Genomic DNA, 20,761 nt, shown 5'->3' on the forward strand with positions numbered 1-20,761 from the left:
AACTATAACGCTGCCTTGCTGACCAACCAGCCAGCAAGTGTTTCAATGTCGTCATTTGCTACACTATAGGGGGCGCAATTAAATGCAACATTACGATAAGCAGTCGCCTCTTTAACAACTTCATCATGGTTAATAAAGAAAGGGGCTATTAGCGGCAGTGTTGTTTGCCACAAGGCAAATAAATCAAACTCAAGTAATGAAGCTGAATTGTATTTATTGACTAAAAAGTAGTGTTTCCAGTTATTCTTAGACTTTTTAAGTGCTAGTAAGCGCTTGTGAATTAAGCTGTGGCAAGTTGCATCACAGTTTACTAACTCAACAAAAATATCGTCGTGATTTAAACTGTAATGCGTAATATCTATATGTGAAGGGCAGTCGTATAGCATCCATGTGCCAGGAGCAAGGTCTAATTGCTGACAATTATTTACTGTATCTATAACATCATTTGCTGTGGCTGAATTATCGCCAAAGGGCAGAAATATAATGCCATTACTATCTTGTTGAAACATTGATAGCGCATCATTAAATGTTTCAGCGTTACTCCAACCAAGAGTTTGTGTCCAAGGTAAACCAAAATGTAAGCTTAAATCACTTTTTGCGTCTAAGTCGATAGCAATAACATCAACATCTGATTTTTTAAGAGCGCATGCGAGGTTGGCTACAATAGATGTGCCTCCTGTACCGCCTTTTATCCCTTTTATAAAAACTCTTTGCACTTTATTAAGCTACCTATTTATTTTGTGGCATTAACTGCACTGTCTATTTCCTTTAATAAAGGATACTTATTTATTGTTTTTATATTTTGTTGTTGATTAACGATTTCGACATAATCGTCACTTTGGCCGCCAAAACGATGCGATAAGTTTTTAATGTCATTTGATGTTAACGTTTTTGACTCTTTAAAAGCTAAACTTCTCATTGATAGTTATACTGCTTTGTTAATAGACTTTATTTTTTAAAGTGGACTTTATTTAGCTATTATATATAGAATAGCGCTTAAAACTAGTGAAAAAGTATTTTAAAATAAGGGTTTTTAATTGCATCAGCTTAATATATCGGGATTAGAGCCTTTTGCCAAAGAGCTACAAACGGCCTCAAGCTATGCTGTTTTAGCGCCTCAAGACAATATAGTTATCGAATTTTCGTTACAAATAGTTAACGAAAGTTGCGCAGGCAATATATTTATTGCATCTGCGCAGATTGAATCTTTTTTTGAGCTTCCTTCCTCAACTAATTTAATTACAGCTTATGAAAATAACCAGGTGCATTCATTTTCATTTAGCGCACAAAATAAAGATTTTGGTATTAAAGAGTTAGTAAAAAAAATGCTCAGTGAACTAAGTATTTACTCAGAAATAACCGAATCCTTAGTGTTTATTCATTTAAGTACGATGCAATTAGAGTCTATAAAAGAGCCAGAAGTTGAACAGCTGATGGAGTACTTTACGAAGTTTGCTAAGCGTACTAATGCAACTTTATTATTATTAGTGTCTGGCCCTGAAGTTGTTAAGTATCGCTTTTTAATCAGGCGTTTAAATAAATTATTCGATGGCAGTGTTTTTATTGATAATGATGCTGCAATACGTACCATCGACTATGATTACTGGCGCCATAGCACAGGTATATTAGCTAACGAGCAATATCAGTTGGTTTTTAAACACAATAAATTAATAGCAAAGCAAGCTATAGGTAACGAAGTAGAAAAGCCCGGTAGTAAGAACTTTTTTGATGAAGACGATGTGTGGCTTGTACAAAATGCAGTTCCTGAGGGGACTAAGTTGCCAGCACATTATCGCATTGTGGATGATAATAAAGACCTATATAAAAAAGGCCCTAGAATAGAAGCTGCTACGCTTGTTTTTTCGGTAACCCGATATACTGATCTAAAACAACTAGCAACACATTGTTTTGAATTAAGAAAACACTGTGGTCGTTGGCTAAAGTTAGTAATTCAAAATGTTGATGGTATTATTCGTCATCAAGATGAGTGTTTATTTTTAACTCTTGGAGTAAACCTTATTTTATATAGTTTTTCTGAGCCGTCACGATTATTATCGCAAATTCAGTCAATTCAAGGTTTTCAATTCTCCAGACCCTTACCGCCTTCTGTTGAGCATGTACTGCAGTACACAGAAAATACTTTTTCGAAGGGGTATTTACCTTTTATAGAATTTACTCGCCAGGTTGAAATACACAGCAACTCCGCGGTTAATTTAGGAGTGAGTGGTGTGTTAGTCAAATTAGAGCTATTACCAAGAATAGACCCTATACATCCGCTGCATTTATTTCACATAAAGCGCGAAGGGGATGTGTTAAGTGTGGCTGAAAATACAATTTATTTATATTTACACGCGTGTAGAGAAAATGATGTAGATAATGCGATTAAACATTTATTTAAGTTAGAAATCAGTGACTTTTTTGTACAGCAAAATTTGATGTCGGAGCATTTTTATATTCAACAAGAATGTAAGCAACTTAGGCGTTATTATAAAGACAAAAATGTAATTGATTACTCTAAACAATTAACTGAAAACAACAGTTATGAGTTTGCCCCAAGTTTTATTAATAATTCAGCTATTGATATAGACAGCCCCGAACTTGTTATTACAGAGCGCGCAGATGCAACGCCTATTGTAATGAAGCTAAGGATATAAATTATGAGTATGAATCAATTTATTATTACGACCTTATTGGCAATGTTGCTCGGTGGTATATTGTGCCTAGCGGGTTCGTTTATATTATCTAAATTAAAAACATACTATCTACAGCTCACTTTTAAACACCAAGTTTTAGAGCCGTACATGTTTAAAAAAAATGAAAAGGACAAACCGTGAAATTATCGGGTTTAGGTATTTGGAATCTCTATTTTTTAGTAAAGTTTGTACTTTTTTATTATGGTGCCATAAAATTTGATTTTTTAAGTAATGCTGCTTTAGCTGCCTTATTTGCACTTACCTTTAGTAATTCACAAGTAGATAAGCTAAAGCACTTTATTGGCGCGGTGTTTGCGATTGTATTGCTTTATAAAGATTCATGGTTACCTCCAATTGATAGATTAACCAAACAAGCGGGAAATATTCAAGATTTTAGTTTAGGTTATTTTGTTGAGTTGTTTGGCCGCATAGTTAATTACGATATGCTGTTGGGCTTATTTATTATTGTTATTTGTTTTTGGTATACCTCGCAGTGGATCCGCTTTACTACAGTAACAATAGCTGGATTAATTTTTATAGGTTACCAGGGGGCGTTAAAGCCAAATGATATGGCAGTGTCGGTGAAAAATGCGCCTAATCAAGAGCAAGAGTTTAGTAATACTGCTGTAGTTACCCAAAAGCTAGATTCAGCAGATCAGCAATTAAATGATTTTTATAAGCAGCAGAGCCAATTAGTTAGCTACTTTCCAGATGAGTATAACGGCACGCAATTTGACGTTGTTGTTTTAAATATATGCTCCCTAGCTATTGCAGACTTAAACGCTATAGGTGTTAGTTTAGATGATATTTATAGTGATTTTGATATTGTTTTTTCTGATTTTAATTCAGCTACGTCCTACAGTGGTCCTGCCGCTATTAGGTTACTACGGGCAAGTTGTGGGCAAACAAGCCAACCAGCACTATTTGATGATGCGCCAGAGCAATGTCACTTATTTAATAACCTAGAAAAACTAGGATACGACAGTCATTTAGTTATGAATCATGATGGCCATTTTGATGGGTTTAAAGATTTGGTGAAAAAACAAGGTAAGCTAAATAGCCCACTATTTGATACCACATCATTACCTGTTGCGCAGTATAGCTTTGACAGTAAACCTATTTATTCAGACGAGGCAGTGCTCAATAGTTGGCTTGAAGAGCAAGGCGATAGCTGCGCACCTTGCGCTATGTATTACAATACGATTAGCTTGCACGATGGCAATCAATTGGCTAATAGCAGGCGCATGAATAGTGATGAAAGTTATCCTGTTAGACAACAAAATTTATTTTCAGATATTAATCAGTTTATTAAAAACTTAGAAAAACGCGGCCGCAACGTGATGCTAATGTTAGTGCCAGAGCATGGCGCTGCACTGCAAGGCGACAAAGTACAATTTGCAGGGCTGCGCGAAATACCAAGCCCTTCAATAGTAACAGTGCCAGCGGCAATTAAGTTTATAGGTCCTGACTTGCCTCGTATGTCGCAAATAACAGTGGCAAATACAAGCAGCTACTTTGCTCTATCTGAGCTGATAACTAAGGTGATGAAGAGTAATTACTTTGCAGGGAAAAGTAATAATATGGCAGAATTAGTGAGCCAGTTACCCACTTCGCAAAAAGTAGCAGAAAATGCCGGAACAATAATGATGTATGTTAATAAACGTCCATATATTCAATTAGATGGCGGTGAGTGGACTTTATATCCCCGAGGGTGAGTTATTTTTTTATATTTAGCTCAAGCAAAAAAAATGCATATATGTCCAAATTTGTTTACATTAAACTATCCAGCTGATCAGAGTTAGCGTATTATTCAGCGCAAATAGTTTCCCCTTATTTGAGGCTGTATGCGTTTAGATATTCATTGTGCGGATCGAGTTGGTATTGCTCAAGAAATCCTTAATATTTTAGTTAACTATAATGTTGATTTAAAAGGGATTGAAGTCGACTCAGTTAATTGTCGTATGTATGTTAGCTTTCCTGAAATAGAATTTGAGCAGTTTCAAAAAATCATGCCATCAATTCGCTTAATTGATGGTGTGCATGATGTACGCACCACGGCATTTTTACCCTCAGAGCGTGAACATAACGAATTAAATACACTACTAAGAGCACTACCCGATGGCGTTATTTCAATAGATGCCAAAGGTTGGGTGCGTTTATGTAATGACGCAGCGTGCAAAGATTTACAACTAACAGAAAAAGAAGTTATTGGTGCCAATATTAATAACTTACTTAAAGGTTTTAATTTTACTCGCTGGCTTGAGGGTAAAGAAGTACTTGGCCAAACTACGCGCGTAGAAGTGGCAGGTGAAGATTTTATTGCGGATATTTTACCCATTGCTGTTCCGCAAAGTAACGAAGGCGATGTGTTAGCCGGGGCGGTAATAAATATTAAATCGCAAAGTCGCTTAGGCCAACAAGTAAGTGCTTTTAGACGCTATGGACAAGAGAGCTTTGCTACTATTCATAACTTTAGCACTGCAATGCGCCGAGTAGTGCGTGAAGCACGTAAAATGGCGCAGTTAGAAGCGCCTATTTTAATTACTGGCGAAACCGGTACTGGTAAAGAGTTGCTCGCACGTGCATGTCATTACGCTTCTAATCGCTCTGTTAAGCCTTTTATTGCTTTGTCGTGTGCTTCGCTACCCGATGATGTGGCCGAATCTGAATTATTTGGTTATGCCGGTTACGAAGAAAACGCCGCGCCAAAACGTGGCGTACTTGAACAAGCCGATGGCGGTACTGTATTTTTGGATGAAGTGGGCGAAATGTCTACTCAATTACAAACCAAGTTACTGCGCTTTTTACAAGATGGCACATTTAGAAAAGTAGGCGATGAAAACGAAGTAAAAGTTAATGTACGTATTGTTGCTGCCACTCAAAAAGACTTACCTGCTATGGTACAAGAGGGGGTTTTTAGGGAAGACTTATATTACCGTATTAACGTTTTAACGCTAGAAATAGCACCACTGAGAGATCGCAAAGCCGATGTGGGGCCGCTTGCTGAGCACTTTATTCAAAAGTACGCACAGCAAAATGGTCATGACGTGCCGTTGTTATCACAAGAGTGTTTAAGCTTTTTACAAGATTATCCGTGGCCGGGTAATGTGCGTCAATTAGAAAACGCAATTTACCGTGCTGTGTCTTTGTTAGATGACAGTGAATTACGCGTTGAGCATTTACAGCTCCCTACATTTACCCATGATTTAGGGTATTTAGAATCAGATTTTGAAGGCTCACTCGATCAAGCAGTTAAACGCTTTGAGGCTACGTTATTACGTAAGCTATATCCTGCTTATCCTAGCTCACGCCAACTAGCAAAGCGCCTTGGTTTAAGCCACACCGCGGTGGCAAACAAGTTACGTGATTATGGTATTAATCGTAAAACAGTAAAAGTTTAGTAACGCAAAGTAATAACTATAAGCTTAAACGTGCGCGGGTAGCTTATAGTTATTTACTTTAATAAAGTAAACTTTGGCTAAACGCGTGTGATACACTTAATTTAACTTTAACTGGTAAGACCTCTGCCGTGAACTTATACATTCGACTTATTTTATTGTTTTTTAAAATTAAACGTAACCATGACTATCAACACTTACTTGATACGGTAGATATTGATTACAAAGCCCTACCTACAGATTGCGATATAAACTTACATTTAACTAATTCACGTTACTTGGCTATGATGGATTTATCGCGCACTTGGATGACAGAGCGGGTGGGTTTATTAAAGCACATATTAAAACGTCGTTGGTTTCCAATTGTAAACGCGACTGCTATTACTTATATTCGCGATATAAAACCTATGCAGCGTTATACAATTAGCACCCGTTTAGTGGGCTGGGATCATAAGTACTTTTATATAGAGCAAAAATTTCACTCTCAGCGTGGCTTACACGCAATTGCTTATGTGCGCGGCGTATTTAAAAGTAAAAAGGGCATAATTAGCATTGAAGAAATGCTGGAAGTAGCTGACTTTAAAGGTGTAGCCCCTATTTTACCAAGTGAAGTAATGCACTGGAAAGAAATGTTAGAGCAGAAAAAAGTAACTAATTTACCACGATAATAATAGTTAACCTGAGCTCTGGTTAGTTATGAGTAATAATCAATAGTTGAAAAAAAAAGGCCTTACGGCCTTTTTAACACACATGCTTATTACTATTAAAAGCTGTATTTAACCCCAAACATCGCCACAATTGGGTCAATTTTAACAGTTGACGTTAATGCTTGAGCGCCATCGGCATAGACAGTTGCATCAGTTTCAATATCCATAATTGAAACCATAGCGTGTAGGCCCCATTTTTCATCTATTTTATAGTTAGCACCCACTTGCGCTACAAAGCCAAACGAATCATCAAGTTTAACTTCTACATCATCTGTTCCAAGTACTGTTTTTAGTGCTTGAGAAGGTTGCTCATCAAAGAAAGTTGTATAGTTAACACCTACACCAACAAAAGGGCGAAACGCGTAGCTTGAATCTAAAAAGTGATATTGCGCTACTAACGAAGGAGGTAAATGCTTAATGTTAGCTATTTTATTGCCCGCTAAACCACCCGCGCCATTTATATCATGTGAAAACGGTGTAGCTGCAATTAACTCTAACACCCATTGCTCATTAAAAGCATAATCAACAGTAATACCTAACTGAGTATCTGAACCCGGATTAAGTCCTAGGGCAGAATTTTCGTTAATTGGTGAGCTAGTACTATCAGGGTTTACGTTTATAGCACCCACGTTTACGCTAAAGTTAGCGTGTGCAGCAGGAGAGAGTGCTAATAAAGAGGTGAGTAATGCAATGCTTAATTTAGTTTTCATGTTGTTCTCCAAGAACTACTTTGTGATTGCCGCTATTATTATTCATTAACACAAACAATAACTTGTTTTAGATCAAGGTTTCAGAAATGTTTGAAGTTAGCAAAATCATTTATTGATTTAGATTAAGTTTCTCCACAGTACATAACAAAAGCTATTGACTTATTTAGGTAATATTCAGAATAAAATCAGCCAAGTTTGTTAAACTTATCTTTATGTCTCCTTTTCAATATTAAGCAGGTTAAATGAACGCTACCCAGCAGCTGTTTCTTCATGGTTCAATTTCTAAAGCGCTGCTTAAGTTAGGTATTCCTATAATTTTAATCAATGTTTTACAGTCGGCGTATCAACTCACTGACGCTTTTTGGGTGGGGCGTTTAGGGGCTGCGCAAGTTGCTGCTGTGTCTATTAGTATGCCTGTTACTTTTTTAGTCATTGCCATAGGTGCAGGTTTGGCGATGGCGGGGGCTATTTTATCGGCACAATATATGGGAGCAGGGCAGCAAGACAAAGTAAATCATGTTGCCGCGCAAACTATGTTAATGGTGACGCTAACAGCCATAGTGCTGGGGGGCATAGGTTATATGCTATCGCCTTATTTTTTAACCCTTTTAGGGGTAGAAGACGCTGTTTATGGCGATGCACTTAAGTTTATGCATGTATCGTTTATTGGGGTTATTTTTGTATTTATTTATGCCATGTTCCAATCGTTAATGCGTGGTATTGGCCAAACAAAAGTACCGCTAATTATTGTGAGCGTGACCGTGTTGCTTAATTTTGTACTCGATCCGTTATTTATTTTTGGCTATGGCAGTTTTCAAGGCTTAGGGGTAATGGGAGCTGCACTGGCAACTTTAGTAACGCAGAGCTTAGCTGCACTTGCTGGGGTAATTATATTTTTACGCGGCCGTCATGGTATTCAATTACAGCTAAAAAGCTTTTACCCCGATTGGCAATATATAAAACAAGCCTTCTTTTTAGGCGCTCCGGGTTCAATTGAATTGTCGGCTCGTGCTTTTGGTTTAATTATCATGTCTTTTTTAGTGGCAAGTTTTGGCACGCAAACGATTGCATCTTACGGTGTTGGCTCCAATGTTTTACAAATGGTGATGATCCCAGCAATGGGTTTGTCGATGGCTGTGTCTACATTAGTGGGGCAAAATATGGGCGCAGGAAACCCCAAACGCGCTGCGCAAATAACTCAGCTTGCTAGTTTATGGGGCTTACTAGGCCTGTCGTTTGTGGGAGGGGTAGCCTATTATTTTGCCGAGCATTTAGTTGCATTTTTTATTCCCGATGATGGGGCTGTAATCGCTAAAGGCGCAAAATTTATTCGCATAATGTGTTTAACTTGGGGGGGAATTGGTGTACAACTTTGTGTCGTGGCTGCTTTTAGGGCATCAGGCAATATGCTTAATGCTATGTTAGTTGCCCTGTTATCACAGGGGGTTGTACAGTTTCCTGCGGCGTATATTTTATCTAAACATACGCAATTAGGAGATCACGGTATTTGGTATTCATTTGCCATTACCAACGTAGTTATTGCGCTTATTACCTATGCGTGGTTTGCTCAAGGTTCGTGGCAAAAAACTATTTTAACCAAAGAAGACAAAGACATAGCTAAAATTAGCCAAGAAGCTTTCATCGAAGAAGGCAGTCACTAAACATTGCGGTGGGTTTTGCTGCCGTATAATTAACTTTATAAGGAATAACTATGTCTGTTTTGGTTGCTATAGGGGATCGTGATAATTCTAAGCTGGTGTCGCAGTTACAAGCACGCTTACCTGATATACACATTGAGCAATATTCACAGTGTGAAGATTTCAGTAAAGTTGAGTTTGTATTAGCCTGGTATGCACCAAAAGAACTATGGGCACAATTACCTAATTTAAAAGTGGTGTCGTCGTTTGGTGCTGGGGTTGATAGCATTAATTTAGATTTGCTGCCAGAGCATGTTGAAGTAGTGCGTATTGTTGACTCCCAATTAGAAATAGATATGGCCGAGTATGTACTTACTCACGTATTGGCGCAAAAACTACAATTAAAAGAATATTATCAAAAACAAGCCGCAACGCAATGGAAACCAAATCGGGTATTAAGTCACAACAAAGTGGCTATTTTAGGCTTTGGTCAATTAGGCAGAGCTTGTGCGCAAAGACTCGTTGATAATGGCTTTAGCGTGAGCGCGTGGGCACAAAGCCATAAAGACGTGAATAACGTGACCATGTATTATGGAGAACATGGGCTAAACGAAATGCTGCCTAATACAGATTATTTAGTGTGCTTATTACCGCTGACCGAAAACACGGCCGGAATTATTAACAAAGATTTATTGGCTAAATTACCCGCCCATGCAGTATTAGTAAATGCGGCACGCGGCCAGCACGTAATAGAAGCTGATTTATTACAGGCACTTAATAGTGACAGTTTACGCGCCGCCACGCTTGATGCGTTCGATCAAGAGCCATTGCCAAGTGAGCATCCATATTGGCTGCATCCTAAAATAACCATAACACCACATTGCGCTGCATTATCAGATGTTAACTGCGTTATTGAACAAATTGAAGTGAGTATTCAATGCTTAACTAATGGCACACCACTTAAAAACCGGGTTGATAGAACCAAAGGCTATTAGCCACAAAGAAAATGATTTGATAAACATCTTGTTAACAGGTGTAATTTTTATTATTGTATGAAACTTATTCTTACTAATAAAAATAATATCGAGAATACTATGAAGTCTAATCAGGGCGGCGTTAAATTAAGTTTAGTGGTTATATCTATTATAATTTTAGGAGTATCGGCATGGTTTAACCAAGCCCATGCTAGCGAGCTTGCGCTAATACTCTATTAAAACAAAACCTATGCTGAGTTTTTATCAAACCTAGCATAGGTTTTTTGCTATAAGCACTAAAATTATCTCCTTAATTAGTTATCTAATTTAAGTCCTCAGTATGCTGCTTGTTGTATCACACCACAATTTCATTCTTATATTGCTAATAGTTATCGGGTTAGTCCAGATTGACGATGATAGTTGCTCAGCGTCAGCCTTATGCTGGGTGCTAAATTAATAAGCACGACATCGGAGATAAGAATGACGACAGCACCTAAGTACGTAGAAGGGCATAACCTGTTACGCGGGAAATCGGTTTTAGTAACGGCCGCCGCAGGCGCGGGCATTGGCTTTTCAGCCGCATTACGTGCAGCCGAAGAAGGGTGCCGGGCATTAATGATATCTGACATTCATCCACGTCGTTTAGATGAAGCTGTAGCTAATATAAAAGCGCAAACAGGTTTGCAACAGGTATTTGGCCAATTGTGCGACGTAAGCCAAGAAGAACAGGTTCAGGTATTGATCAATGCAGCAGAGGATAAACTCGCAGGTGTTGATGTGCTTATTAATAATGCAGGACTAGGTGGTCAAACCGCTGTAGTAGATATGAGCGACGAGCAGTGGAGTAAGGTGATGGACATTACTCTTACCGGTACATTTCGTATGACCCGTGCAATGCTGCCATTTATGCAACAACGCAAGGCAGGTGTAATCATTAATAATGCCTCAGTATTGGGTTGGCGAGCACAAAAAGAGCAAGCACATTACGCCGCTGCTAAAGCCGGTGTTATGGCATTTACTCGCTGCTCGGCATTAGAAGCTGCTGAGCATGGAGTGCGAATTAACGCGGTATCGCCATCAATCGCTTTACATGAATTTCTTAAAAAAGCCTCAAGTGCCGACGTACTTGAGCAATTAGCCTCAAAAGAAGCCTTTGGTCGTGCTGCCGAAGTATGGGAAATCGCCAACGTGATGATGTTTTTAGCCAGCGATTACTCGTCTTACATGACGGGCGAAGTTGTGTCTGTTAGTTCACAGCGTGCTTAGGGAGGCAAAATGGCAAATAAAATAATTACTAGCAAAACGCAATTACTTGCTTCAACCGGACTTGATTTAGGCGTAAGCGACTGGATTGCAGTAGAGCAAAGCCGTATTGATATGTTTGCCGAGGCAACGGGAGATCATCAATGGATCCATGTCGATCCCATTAAAGCTGCAGAAGGCCCATTTGGTGCATGTATTGCACATGGTTATTTAACCTTATCTTTGGTCAATTATTTTTTACCACAGTTGGTAGATGTGCAAAATATAAGCATGGGAGTTAATTACGGCTGCGATAAAGTACGCTTTCCTAATGTGGTTAAAGCGGGCAGTAAAGTACGCGGCACAGGACAAATAATTAGTGTGGAAGAAGTTAAAGGCAGTGTGCAAGTGATCACGCGAGTAACCATTGAAGTGGCAGAGCAACAAAGGCCAGCCTGCGTGGTAGATACCATTAGCCGTTACTCGTTTGTCTAAATGTTTTGGTTAAGCACGACTAAAGCATAACACTTAAACAGCTAGCGGTTATGTTACAAATAATAGTATTAAATTGCTTAATATAAGAGTGCAATTTAAGAATAACGGTTATTGATAAAAGGTTGGATTTAATTACACAAACGAGGGGTAACATGGTCAATACTGATACGCGTTATATTATTTGGTTGCTGGATTTTTTATCTAGCTTGGGAATGGATACCAACACCATTGCTGCCAACAATGGTATCAGTCGCAGTGAGCTCCACAAACCTAATGTGCTCATTAATGCTAAACAGCATCGAGGTTTACTAACTGATGCACAGCAGTGTTATGAGGGCAGCGATCTTGGACTCATATTAGGTTTAAAACGCTCTATTGCTACCCACGACCAACTTGCATATTTAATGATGAGCAGCGCGACGCTGCGCGATGCCAGCCATATTGGGCTTAAATATCAAAATTACTCAGGCCGCTTTTCTGGTAATTTAGTAGTGACCTCCTTTAGTGAAATTCAAGCCGAAGGCTGTTATCAAATTGACGCTAAAACTGAGCTGGGTGAATTGCGTGTATTAGCAATAGAAGATTTACTTGCCAATATAGTCACGACTTGTCGTTGGGTGCTTGGTCAAGCATTGCCTATTACTAAACTACGTTGTAATTATCCGGCGCCAGTACATGCTGAGCGTTACCAAGCCATTTTTAATTGCCCCGTCGAATTTGATGCCCCAGTAACCCAGCTATTTTTTGATGCTGCGATTTTGGATCAACCACTCCCGCAGTCGAGCCCTGAGAGTGTCAACTTTTATAAAAAACTGTGCGAAGAAAAAAGCATTACTCGAAATCATGGCGACATAGCATGGCGCTTGTCGCAAATTATTGTTGAAGATCCTGCCAGTCCTCCATCGCTGCACGATGCAGCACTAAAGCTGCATTGTAGTTGCCGTACCTTGAGCCGTAAGTTATTGGCGCAAGGTTGGCGCTATCAACAATTAATCGATCAAGTACGAGAGATACATGCGCGGCGACATTTGAGCGATCCTACGTTATCAATCACTCGCATTGGTCAGCAACTTGGGTATGCCGATAGTTCGGGGTTTCATCGCGCTTTTAAAAAATGGACTGGGTTGTCGCCAAGTGCTTTTCGCCATGCGTTATTTGCGGTGCGCTAATCGCTAGTTAATGGCCAGATCGGATAACAACTTGGCGCAATGAGACAAGCTTTATTAACCACTCAGACCTATTATTTTAACCATGATTTAACATGTTTATTTTGCACAGCAACAGGAAGGTATAATAATAATGAAAAAATATGATGGCCTTAATCAATCAATGCTAGAGCGCTTTGCAACTCGTCCGGGTCGCAAAGAATTATTACCAGAGTTAAGCGAAAAAGCGCAAGTTGCGCTTATGTGTCGCATGCTTATTCGTGAAGGATGGGATGAGCATATTGCAGGGCATATTACTTACCGATTAGAAAACGGTAATATTTTAACTAATCCATGGGAGCTCGCTTGGGGGGAGTTAACCGCCAGCGATATCGTTACGCTAGACCCAAAGGGGAATGTGCTTGATAGTGATTGGAATGTGACCCCAGCGATAGGTTTGCACTTACAGTTGCACGCAATGCGACCTGACGTACATGTTGTTATTCACAATCATCCGCATTGGAGTGGTATTTGGGCTTGTATGCAAAAAGTGCCTCCAGTATACGACCAAGCAAGTGCTTATTGTGGTGTTGAATTACCACTTTATGATGAATATGAAGGCACCTTTGAAAACGAAGCAACTAGCTTATCAGCAGTTGAAGCGCTCGGTGATGCTAAGTGGGCATTACTGGCAAACCACGGCTCGTTAGTGGTGGGTAAAAATCTGCGCCAAGCACACCTGAGAGCAATTACTTTAGAGTGGCGCAGTAAACGCGCGTATGAAGTGGAATTAGCAGGTGGCGGACGACCATTAAGTGATGAAGAAGTTAAAAAAGTGTCTATTGCTGACGACAACGGTTTCCCTTTTGTTTGGGAAGCAATGGCGCGTAAAGAATTACGCCTAGATCCAGGTTTAGTCGACTAAATTTGTCGGATTCACTTAGCTAAGTAGAAGGAATAAAAAATGAAGCTTACAGTAACTCCGCTTGATAATGTTGGCGTAGAAGTGTCGGGTTTCGATATTAACGAGCCACTTACCGATGAAATAAAAGCTGAACTAAAAGCACTATGGTACGAACACGCTATTTTAGTGTTTCGTGATCAGGATATTAGCCCTGAAAAGCAAATTGAGTTTAGTCGCATTTTTGGCCCGTTAGAATTACATCCGTTAAAAGTTACCACCAGTGATAAATATCCAGAGTTATTTGTGCTACAAAATGGTGGCCCTATGGATAAGTTTCAAACTGCTTTTTATAAAGGCGAAGAAATTGTGGGTCGGTTAGATTGGCACATGGATTTGCATTATACAGCGCGTCCAAATCATGGTGCACTGTTGCGCGCTGTGGTGGTGGCAGCAGAAGATGGCATGACCGGTTTTGGCGATTTAGCAAAAGCGTACGATGCACTCGACGACGACACTAAAGCTTTAATTGAACAGCTAGAAGTGGTTTACAGCTTTAGTATGCAGCGCCGCCATATGCGCTACGTTAACTTAGACGGTTATGAGCCTGGCCCTAACAGCCCAACAAAACCAACCGACATTGGCTTTCCTGACTTTTCAGACGCTGCTTACCCTATGGTAGTTACACACCCGATCAGTGGCCGTAAAGTACTTGAGGTGGTAGAGCAGTTTTTAGATAGAGTTGTTACTCCACAGCAATTTGGTTTATCGAATGATGAATCTATAGAGCTACTTGAGCGACTTGTTGCGCATGTACAAAAGCCGGAATTTACTTACTTTCATAAATGGCGCGAAGGCGACATGGTACTGTGGGATAACTGGCGTGCAATGCACTGCACTACTGGCACTAAGCCTGGGATCAATCGCGTTATTAACCGCACCACCATTGAGGGCGATATAACGCTTGGCCGTGTGTTAAAAACAGAATAACTTTACATCTATTGCAGCAGCTTAAATTAACCAGCTGCTGCTTTTTTATATCTTTCATTAATACTTACCAGCCTCTACACGACATTTCAATCTGCTAATTTTTAATCTATAGCATGCACTTAATATACTTGCTTTTAATACGCAGATTTATTACCTAAGCAGAATAAGTAAGTTAAACCGTTACGCTGTTTGCTATAACGGTTGTTAAATTAAGTGCTAGGGCGTGTTTATTATTCGAGGTTAAATTGGCAGGTGTTTAGCGGCGCTGCGCCCAGCGAGTCTGCCAAAAAAAGTGGCATCTCCAACCGACATACCACTGGCATATCCCTTGGCTGTACGTGGTAATCCCGCGGTGGCTCGACCAGCAGCATAAAGCCCACTTATTATTTCATTGTCTAAATTAACCACTTCACCCGTAGTGAGTGTTTTTAGCCCACCAAGCGTAAATATGAGCGGGCCTTTGGTGCCGGGCATAATTACAGCAGTCATTTCACTTGCAGAGTATTCTAATAAGGCAAAAGGGGGCTTGTTTAACGGTTTTAGCCACTCGGCGGTTTTATGAAATAGTGGGTCTTGTTTATTACTGGCGTGCTGATTAAAGTAGCTAACAGTTTGCTCAAGCATACCGGCCGGGAAGGGCGCTTCACTGGCAACTTCTGCTATGCTATCGCCAGTGGCAACAATGGCTGCACGTTGTAAATAATGCGACGCCTCAAAATCCTCTTCTTGTACTAACAAATAAAACTTTTGCTCAGCTTGTTGGCAAGAATAATGCGCCAATCTGGCTAAATACGCATCTTCATTTATATAACGCTGACCGTGTTTATTTAGTAAAATACCGTAGGTTAGCTTTGCTGGTGGATAGAGCGGAAACGACATAAAAGCCTGTTCCATATTAATTGTTTGCCCGCCGACTGCTTGGCCTAATTGAATACCATCCCCCATATCGAAGGTGTTGCCATAAGGTACGCAATACTCAAGTAGATCAGGCATGTATTGACGTGTCATGGTGTCGTTCATTACAAAGCCACCGGTGGCTAATACCACACCACGAGTTGCACGAATCGCAATTTCTCGGTTGTCGCGCTTAGCAATTACGCCGCAAACACGATTGTTTTTATCTACTAATAAAGCAATAGCGCGACAATCATTAATTACCTCAGCGCCCGCGCCTGCGATGCGCTGCATTATGGCATCCATAAATATTTTACCGCCTTCGTCGCCCACTTTAGAGGGCACGTGACCGCGTGGAACGGGCTTAGCAATGGTATTAAAAGGGTGAGCTTTTTCATTACCGGTAAATAATAACGACTCATCACTGAGTGGCACTACTGTACGCTCTAAAAAGGCTGCGCGTTTATAAGGTACACCAAGGGATTCAACCCAATCAAAATGTCCTGCAGCGCCTTGTGCATAACAACGCATCTTATCTTCATCGCCATACGGGCCAAGTGCTTCGCGTAAATAAGCCAGCATGTTTTCGGTGCTATCTTCTAAACCTAACTCTTTTTGTAATGCAGTGCCGCCACTGCCGCCTAAATACATTTCACAGCTTGATAATGCAGTCGAGCCACCCCCAGCACTGGCACGTTCTAAAATAGTAACCTTAGCACCTAAGGTTACAGCTTCTAGTGCGGCGGCGGCTCCTGCGCCGCCATAACCGCACACGAGTACGTCGGTGCTAATATCAAAGTGGCTAATCGATTCAAAAGCGCGAACTTTGTGTGTGCTTAGTATTGGGTTCATGTTATATCCTTATAAGTATTTAATATTTAGTGTTTAAAACTTGCCATTGCGCATCATGGCGTCCATACCACCATCTACATAAATAATGCTGCCATGCACAAAAGAGGCTTGGGCTGATTGTAAAAAACTGACCGCATCGGCAATTTCACTTGGCTGACCATTGCGACCAATAGGCGCAACAAAGTTACGTACGGCTTCGCCAAAACGTGGATCTTGCTTAGAGGCTTCGTGCAGTGGAGTTTCAATTGCACCAGGCGCAACTAGGTTAATACGCACGCCGGTACTCCCCGTTTTAACGGCTAAACGACGACAATGCACAGTGAGTGCATATTTAGATGCCGAATAGGCTATTTGTGGTTGGCCAAGCTCATCTGCCAGTGCGCGAGCGGCTGGCTCGTCATTGTTGAGCATTAACTCAATAATAGGGTGTGGATCTGCCACTTGTTGACTAGCGGCCACTGAGCCAATAACGGTAATAGCTGGCTGCTCACCTTTGGCGAGTGCAGGTTGAAGTAATTCAATTAACTCGGTTGAGCCAAAATAATTAACCGAAACCACTAAACTGCTACTTGGTGCGGTAACGCCAAGGCCCGCGCAACAAACCAGGCCATCTAGTTTACCATTGGCTAATTTGATAACTTGCTCTGCGGCATTAGCGCGACCTTCAGGGGATGATAAATCGGCATTAACTTCGGCTTGATGGCGGTCTATGCCGATCACAGTATGACCTGCTGCGCGTAGTTTTTCACAAACGGCGGCGCCAATCCCTGATGCTGAACCTGTAACTGCGGTAACTGACATAATAAACTCCTAGCATTATTGGTTAATAGTAATTAAAACAAAGTTTAATTTACTGAATGGGTTTTATGAGTTGTTTTGCTTGATAAGATTTTAATTTAAACAGTAAAAATACCGATATTAATGTTGTACTCGTACTAATAAGTAAAGCATAACGTAAGGATTCAACACCGGCCACCTCGCTAAATACTTCACTAAGCACGCCCACCAACATAGGCCCAACACCTATGCCTAAAAAAGTAATCAGCACGGTTTGCATTGAAATAGCCAATGCCCGCTGAGTGCCCGGTACAATTGAAGTGAGTAATGTGAGACAAGGGCTAACCCACCATACAGAAAAGAAACTCGCTAAGGTGCAAAACAGCATAGCAAATGGAATACCGGCAAAAAATAGGTCATCGCCTAAGCCTTTAGGCCATAAAAAATATATAACAATAAATACCCACCCCAGTATATGGCCTAGTATAGGTAGCCATAAAACACCTTTTCGTCTGGCGATTCTATCAGCCAAATAGCCACTAGAAAGAATTCCAATCGCTGCCGCACCGCCGCCAAAAAAGCCTGCCATCATGCCGGCTTGGCTCAGTGTTAAGTCGTGGCTGCGTACTAAAAAAGTGGCATTCCACATGCCAAACGCATTTGCGCCTAACGTTGCAATGGCGCTTGAGCAAACCAGTAGTCGATAATCTTTGCGCTTTAACAATGCTTTTGTTGATGCTCTAAAACCTGTGGTTAGTGCAGGCTGCAGCGGTGAAGTTGGAGAGCTAATGGCATCATCGTATTGACCGCGTTTAGGTTCGGGCATCACAAAAAATAGCAAAAAAGAAATAAACAAAGCGGGAGTAGAGATAATAAAAAAGGTTTCTCGCCATCCATACAGCTCTACCCAATATGCACCTAAGGTAAGCGCAATAATGGCGGCAAAGGTAGCACCAGAGGTAAAACAGCTAATCGCAAATGAGCGTCGCTCAACCGGGTAACTGTCCGAAAGTAACGATAAAGAGGCCGAAGTAACCGGAGCTTCGGCTACTGCAACCAACATACGCATTATTAGTAAACTAATAAAGCCTGCAGTTATGCCGCTAAGTGCTGTAATAATGCCCCACACTAATGCGCTGGCGGCTAACAAGCGTGTTCGGCTAACTTTGTCAGCAAGTCTGCCAGCCGATAAACCGGTTAAAGTAAATACAATGGCAAAACCTAGGCCGGTTAATAAGCCCATTTGCGCATCTGAGGCACCAAATTCAGCTTTGATGGGTTCAATCATCACCGCCATAATTTGTCGCCCAACAAAACTTTCTATATAAAATAAAGTAAGCACCAACAATAAAGCATGTTGGCGCCAATTAGATTTTTTTATGTTCAAGCTTTCGCCGCCTTTAAGGCCTTAGCCATAGTCATTGCGGTGTCGTCTATCATATCTTCTTGTCCGCCTACGGTTTTTAAGCGCCCGAGTTCAAGTAAAATATCACGTGCAGGTACACCGTATTTTTTCTCGGCGCGTTCTGCAAATAATAAAAATGACGAATAAACACCTGCATAACCCAAAGTTAATGAGTTTCGGTCAATACGAATAGGTTGATCCATCATTGGCATGACTAAGTCTTCAGCAACATCCATAATTTTATATAAATCAATACCATGATTAACAGCCATACGATCAAGTACTGCGGTAAATACTTCCAACGGCGTATTACCTGCACCAGCGCCTAAACCTGCCACTGAACCATCGATGCGGTTAGCGCCCATTTCGATTGCCGCCAGCGAATTCGGAATGCTCATGCCTAAATTATGATGACCATGAAAGCCAATTTCGGTCTCGCTGTTAAGCTCGCTGCGCAGTAATGCAATGCGGGTGCTTACGTCGTCGGGCAACATGTAACCGGCAGAATCCGTACAGTAAATACAGTTAGCACCGTAAGACTCCATTAATTTAGCCTGTGCAAGTAGCTCCTCTGGGCTGATCATATGTGCCATCATTAAAAAGCCAACGGTATCTAAACCCATTTTACGCGCTGCGCTAATATGCTGCTCTGAAACGTCGGCTTCAGTACAGTGAGTAGCCACTCGAATAGTACTTACGCCATGATCATAAGCCATTTTTAAGTGATCAACCGTTCCTATGCCCGGAATTAATAACGCTGAGACTTTAGCTTGGGTCATTTTTGGCACTACAGCACTTAGGTATTCTTCATCGGTATGAGCAGGAAAACCATAATTAAGTGAAGAGCCGCCTAAACCGTCGCCATGGGTAACCTCAATTAAAGGAATGCCCGCCTGATCTAAGCCAGTGGCAATAGACACCATTTCATCTAAGCTAATTTGATGTTGCTTAGCATGCATACCATCACGTAATGACATATCGTGCAGGGTAACTTTTTTACCTTTTAAATCCATGATATTACTCCTTAAGATTGACTATCTGATGGCGATTGACCTAGCATTTGTAGTGCAAACATTTCTGCAGTACGCGCGGCCGACGCGGTCATTATGTCAAGGTTACCGGCATATTTAGGCAAGTAATCGCCCAAACCTTCAACCTCTAAAAATATAGACACTTTACGACCATCAAACACCGGGCCATTTTTTAGTTTATAGCCTGGAACATACTTTTGTACTTCAGCAATCATTTCATGCACAGATGCAGTGATAGCTGCTTGATCTGGCTCTGTTTCGGTTAAGCAATGGATGGTGTCGCGCATTAATAATGGTGGCTCAGCAGGGTTAATTATAATAATGGCTTTGCCTTTTTTAGCGCCACCAATTTGCTCCACTGCGCCTGAGGTAGTGCGAGTAAATTCATCAATATTTTGGCGTGTACCTGGGCCAACTGATTTTGATGAAACAGTGGCAACAATTTCACCATATTCAACCGGCTGTACGCGCGATACCGCAGCAACCATAGGAATAGTTGCTTGGCCGCCACAGGTCACCATGTTAACGTTTTTAATATCAGCATTAAGTTGATTTAGGTTAACCGGAGGCACACAAAAAGGGCCAATAGCCGCCGGGGTTAAATCTATCATCAACACGCCTTTTGCATTCACTTTAGCTGAGTTTTCACCATGCACGTAGGCTGAGGTTGCATCAAAAGCAATTTTGATTTCATCGGCTTCAATATGCGGTATTAAGCCATCAATACCCTCAGCGGTGGTTTTAATACCTAATTCGCGTGCGCGCGCTAAGCCTTCTGAGTCAGGGTCTATGCCTACCATCCAAACGGGTTCTAATATCTCACTGCGTTTGAGCTTATAAAGTAAGTCAGTACCAATGTTTCCTGAACCGATCAGGGCGCATTTAATCTTTTTCATGTTACTTCCCTCGT

19 protein-coding genes are annotated in these 20,761 nt (G+C 40.9%); 11 read left to right on the forward strand and 8 right to left on the reverse strand.

Annotation, left to right across the window (positions count from 1 at the left end; translation table 11 throughout):
* Window positions 1-2: 2 nt before the first annotated feature.
* Together bcsQ and bcsR are read right to left on the reverse strand one after the other, a co-directional pair.
* Window positions 3-716 (reverse strand): cellulose biosynthesis protein BcsQ, encoded by a 714-nt coding sequence (bcsQ, locus tag J5X91_RS04500; protein ID WP_208834143.1) that lies wholly within the window; start codon window positions 714-716, stop codon window positions 3-5.
* A 17-nt stretch (window positions 717-733) separates the two neighbouring features.
* A complete protein-coding gene (gene bcsR, locus J5X91_RS04505) occupies window positions 734-919 on the reverse strand; it encodes a BcsR/BcsP family cellulose biosynthesis protein (protein WP_011328817.1) in 186 nt (61 codons plus the stop codon).
* Window positions 920-1,037: 118 nt separating this feature from the next.
* Between bcsR and bcsE the strand changes: the two genes are divergently transcribed.
* The 4 genes from bcsE to J5X91_RS04525 all read left to right on the forward strand — a co-directional run bounded on the left by bcsE (window position 1,038) and on the right by J5X91_RS04525 (window position 6,759).
* On the forward strand, window positions 1,038-2,654 hold the full coding sequence (gene bcsE, locus J5X91_RS04510) for a cellulose biosynthesis protein BcsE (protein WP_208834144.1): 1,617 nt from the start codon (window positions 1,038-1,040) through the stop codon (window positions 2,652-2,654).
* Between the two features lie 176 nt (window positions 2,655-2,830).
* Window positions 2,831-4,408 (forward strand): cellulose biosynthesis protein BcsG, encoded by a 1,578-nt coding sequence (bcsG, locus tag J5X91_RS04515; RefSeq protein ID WP_208834145.1) that lies wholly within the window; start codon window positions 2,831-2,833, stop codon window positions 4,406-4,408.
* Between the two features lie 129 nt (window positions 4,409-4,537).
* Window positions 4,538-6,094: a transcriptional regulator TyrR gene (gene tyrR / locus J5X91_RS04520; RefSeq protein WP_011328814.1), complete on the forward strand. Its 1,557-nt coding sequence runs from the start codon at window positions 4,538-4,540 to the stop codon at window positions 6,092-6,094.
* A gap of 128 nt (window positions 6,095-6,222) precedes the next feature.
* Window positions 6,223-6,759 (forward strand): thioesterase family protein, encoded by a 537-nt coding sequence (locus J5X91_RS04525; protein ID WP_011328813.1) that lies wholly within the window; start codon window positions 6,223-6,225, stop codon window positions 6,757-6,759.
* A gap of 95 nt (window positions 6,760-6,854) precedes the next feature.
* On the opposite strand, the gene J5X91_RS04530 is transcribed toward J5X91_RS04525, so the two are convergent.
* A complete protein-coding gene (locus tag J5X91_RS04530) occupies window positions 6,855-7,508 on the reverse strand; it encodes an OmpW family outer membrane protein (RefSeq protein WP_011328812.1) in 654 nt (217 codons plus the stop codon).
* A gap of 242 nt (window positions 7,509-7,750) precedes the next feature.
* On the opposite strand from J5X91_RS04530, the gene J5X91_RS04535 reads away from it, so the two are divergent.
* The 7 genes from J5X91_RS04535 (at window position 7,751) to J5X91_RS04565 (ending at window position 14,892) form a co-directional block, all read left to right on the forward strand.
* Window positions 7,751-9,169: an MATE family efflux transporter gene (locus J5X91_RS04535; RefSeq protein WP_011328811.1), complete on the forward strand. Its 1,419-nt coding sequence runs from the start codon at window positions 7,751-7,753 to the stop codon at window positions 9,167-9,169.
* A 50-nt stretch (window positions 9,170-9,219) separates the two neighbouring features.
* Entirely contained in the window at window positions 9,220-10,140 is a 921-nt protein-coding gene (locus J5X91_RS04540; protein ID WP_208834146.1) for a glyoxylate/hydroxypyruvate reductase A, read from the forward strand.
* 459 nt (window positions 10,141-10,599) lie between these two features.
* Entirely contained in the window at window positions 10,600-11,385 is a 786-nt protein-coding gene (locus J5X91_RS04545; RefSeq protein ID WP_058373853.1) for an SDR family oxidoreductase, read from the forward strand.
* Window positions 11,386-11,394: 9 nt separating this feature from the next.
* A complete protein-coding gene (locus J5X91_RS04550) occupies window positions 11,395-11,856 on the forward strand; it encodes a MaoC family dehydratase (RefSeq protein ID WP_197108216.1) in 462 nt (153 codons plus the stop codon).
* Between the two features lie 152 nt (window positions 11,857-12,008).
* A complete protein-coding gene (locus tag J5X91_RS04555; RefSeq protein WP_011328806.1) occupies window positions 12,009-13,025 on the forward strand; it encodes an AraC family transcriptional regulator in 1,017 nt (338 codons plus the stop codon).
* A 130-nt stretch (window positions 13,026-13,155) separates the two neighbouring features.
* Window positions 13,156-13,926, forward strand: coding sequence for a class II aldolase/adducin family protein (locus J5X91_RS04560; protein WP_011328805.1), 771 nt, complete (start codon window positions 13,156-13,158; stop codon window positions 13,924-13,926).
* 39 nt (window positions 13,927-13,965) lie between these two features.
* Window positions 13,966-14,892: a TauD/TfdA family dioxygenase gene (locus tag J5X91_RS04565; RefSeq protein WP_011328804.1), complete on the forward strand. Its 927-nt coding sequence runs from the start codon at window positions 13,966-13,968 to the stop codon at window positions 14,890-14,892.
* A 240-nt stretch (window positions 14,893-15,132) separates the two neighbouring features.
* Here the strand turns inward: J5X91_RS04565 and J5X91_RS04570 are convergent, their stop codons facing one another.
* Genes J5X91_RS04570 through J5X91_RS04590 form a run of 5 tightly spaced genes read right to left on the reverse strand, consistent with a single transcriptional unit; the run spans window position 15,133 to window position 20,747 of the window.
* Window positions 15,133-16,638, reverse strand: a complete 1,506-nt coding sequence (locus tag J5X91_RS04570; RefSeq protein WP_208834147.1) for an FAD-dependent oxidoreductase — start codon at window positions 16,636-16,638, stop codon at window positions 15,133-15,135.
* A gap of 33 nt (window positions 16,639-16,671) precedes the next feature.
* Window positions 16,672-17,439 carry an SDR family oxidoreductase gene (locus tag J5X91_RS04575; RefSeq protein ID WP_179807449.1) on the reverse strand — a complete coding sequence of 256 codons (768 nt, stop codon included), beginning with the start codon at window positions 17,437-17,439 and terminating at the stop codon, window positions 16,672-16,674.
* 49 nt (window positions 17,440-17,488) lie between these two features.
* Window positions 17,489-18,802, reverse strand: a complete 1,314-nt coding sequence (locus tag J5X91_RS04580) for an MFS transporter (protein WP_041454514.1) — start codon at window positions 18,800-18,802, stop codon at window positions 17,489-17,491.
* Window positions 18,799-19,833: a 4-hydroxy-2-oxovalerate aldolase gene (gene dmpG / locus J5X91_RS04585; RefSeq protein WP_011328800.1), complete on the reverse strand. Its 1,035-nt coding sequence runs from the start codon at window positions 19,831-19,833 to the stop codon at window positions 18,799-18,801. Before dmpG ends, J5X91_RS04580 begins: the two co-directional genes overlap by 4 nt.
* Window positions 19,834-19,844: 11 nt before the next feature.
* A complete protein-coding gene (locus tag J5X91_RS04590; protein ID WP_058373846.1) occupies window positions 19,845-20,747 on the reverse strand; it encodes an acetaldehyde dehydrogenase (acetylating) in 903 nt (300 codons plus the stop codon).
* Window positions 20,748-20,761 lie beyond the last annotated feature (14 nt).

Origin of the sequence: Pseudoalteromonas sp. K222D, assembly GCF_017653575.1 — a bacterium.
Lineage (GTDB): Bacteria > Pseudomonadota > Gammaproteobacteria > Enterobacterales > Alteromonadaceae > Pseudoalteromonas > Pseudoalteromonas nigrifaciens.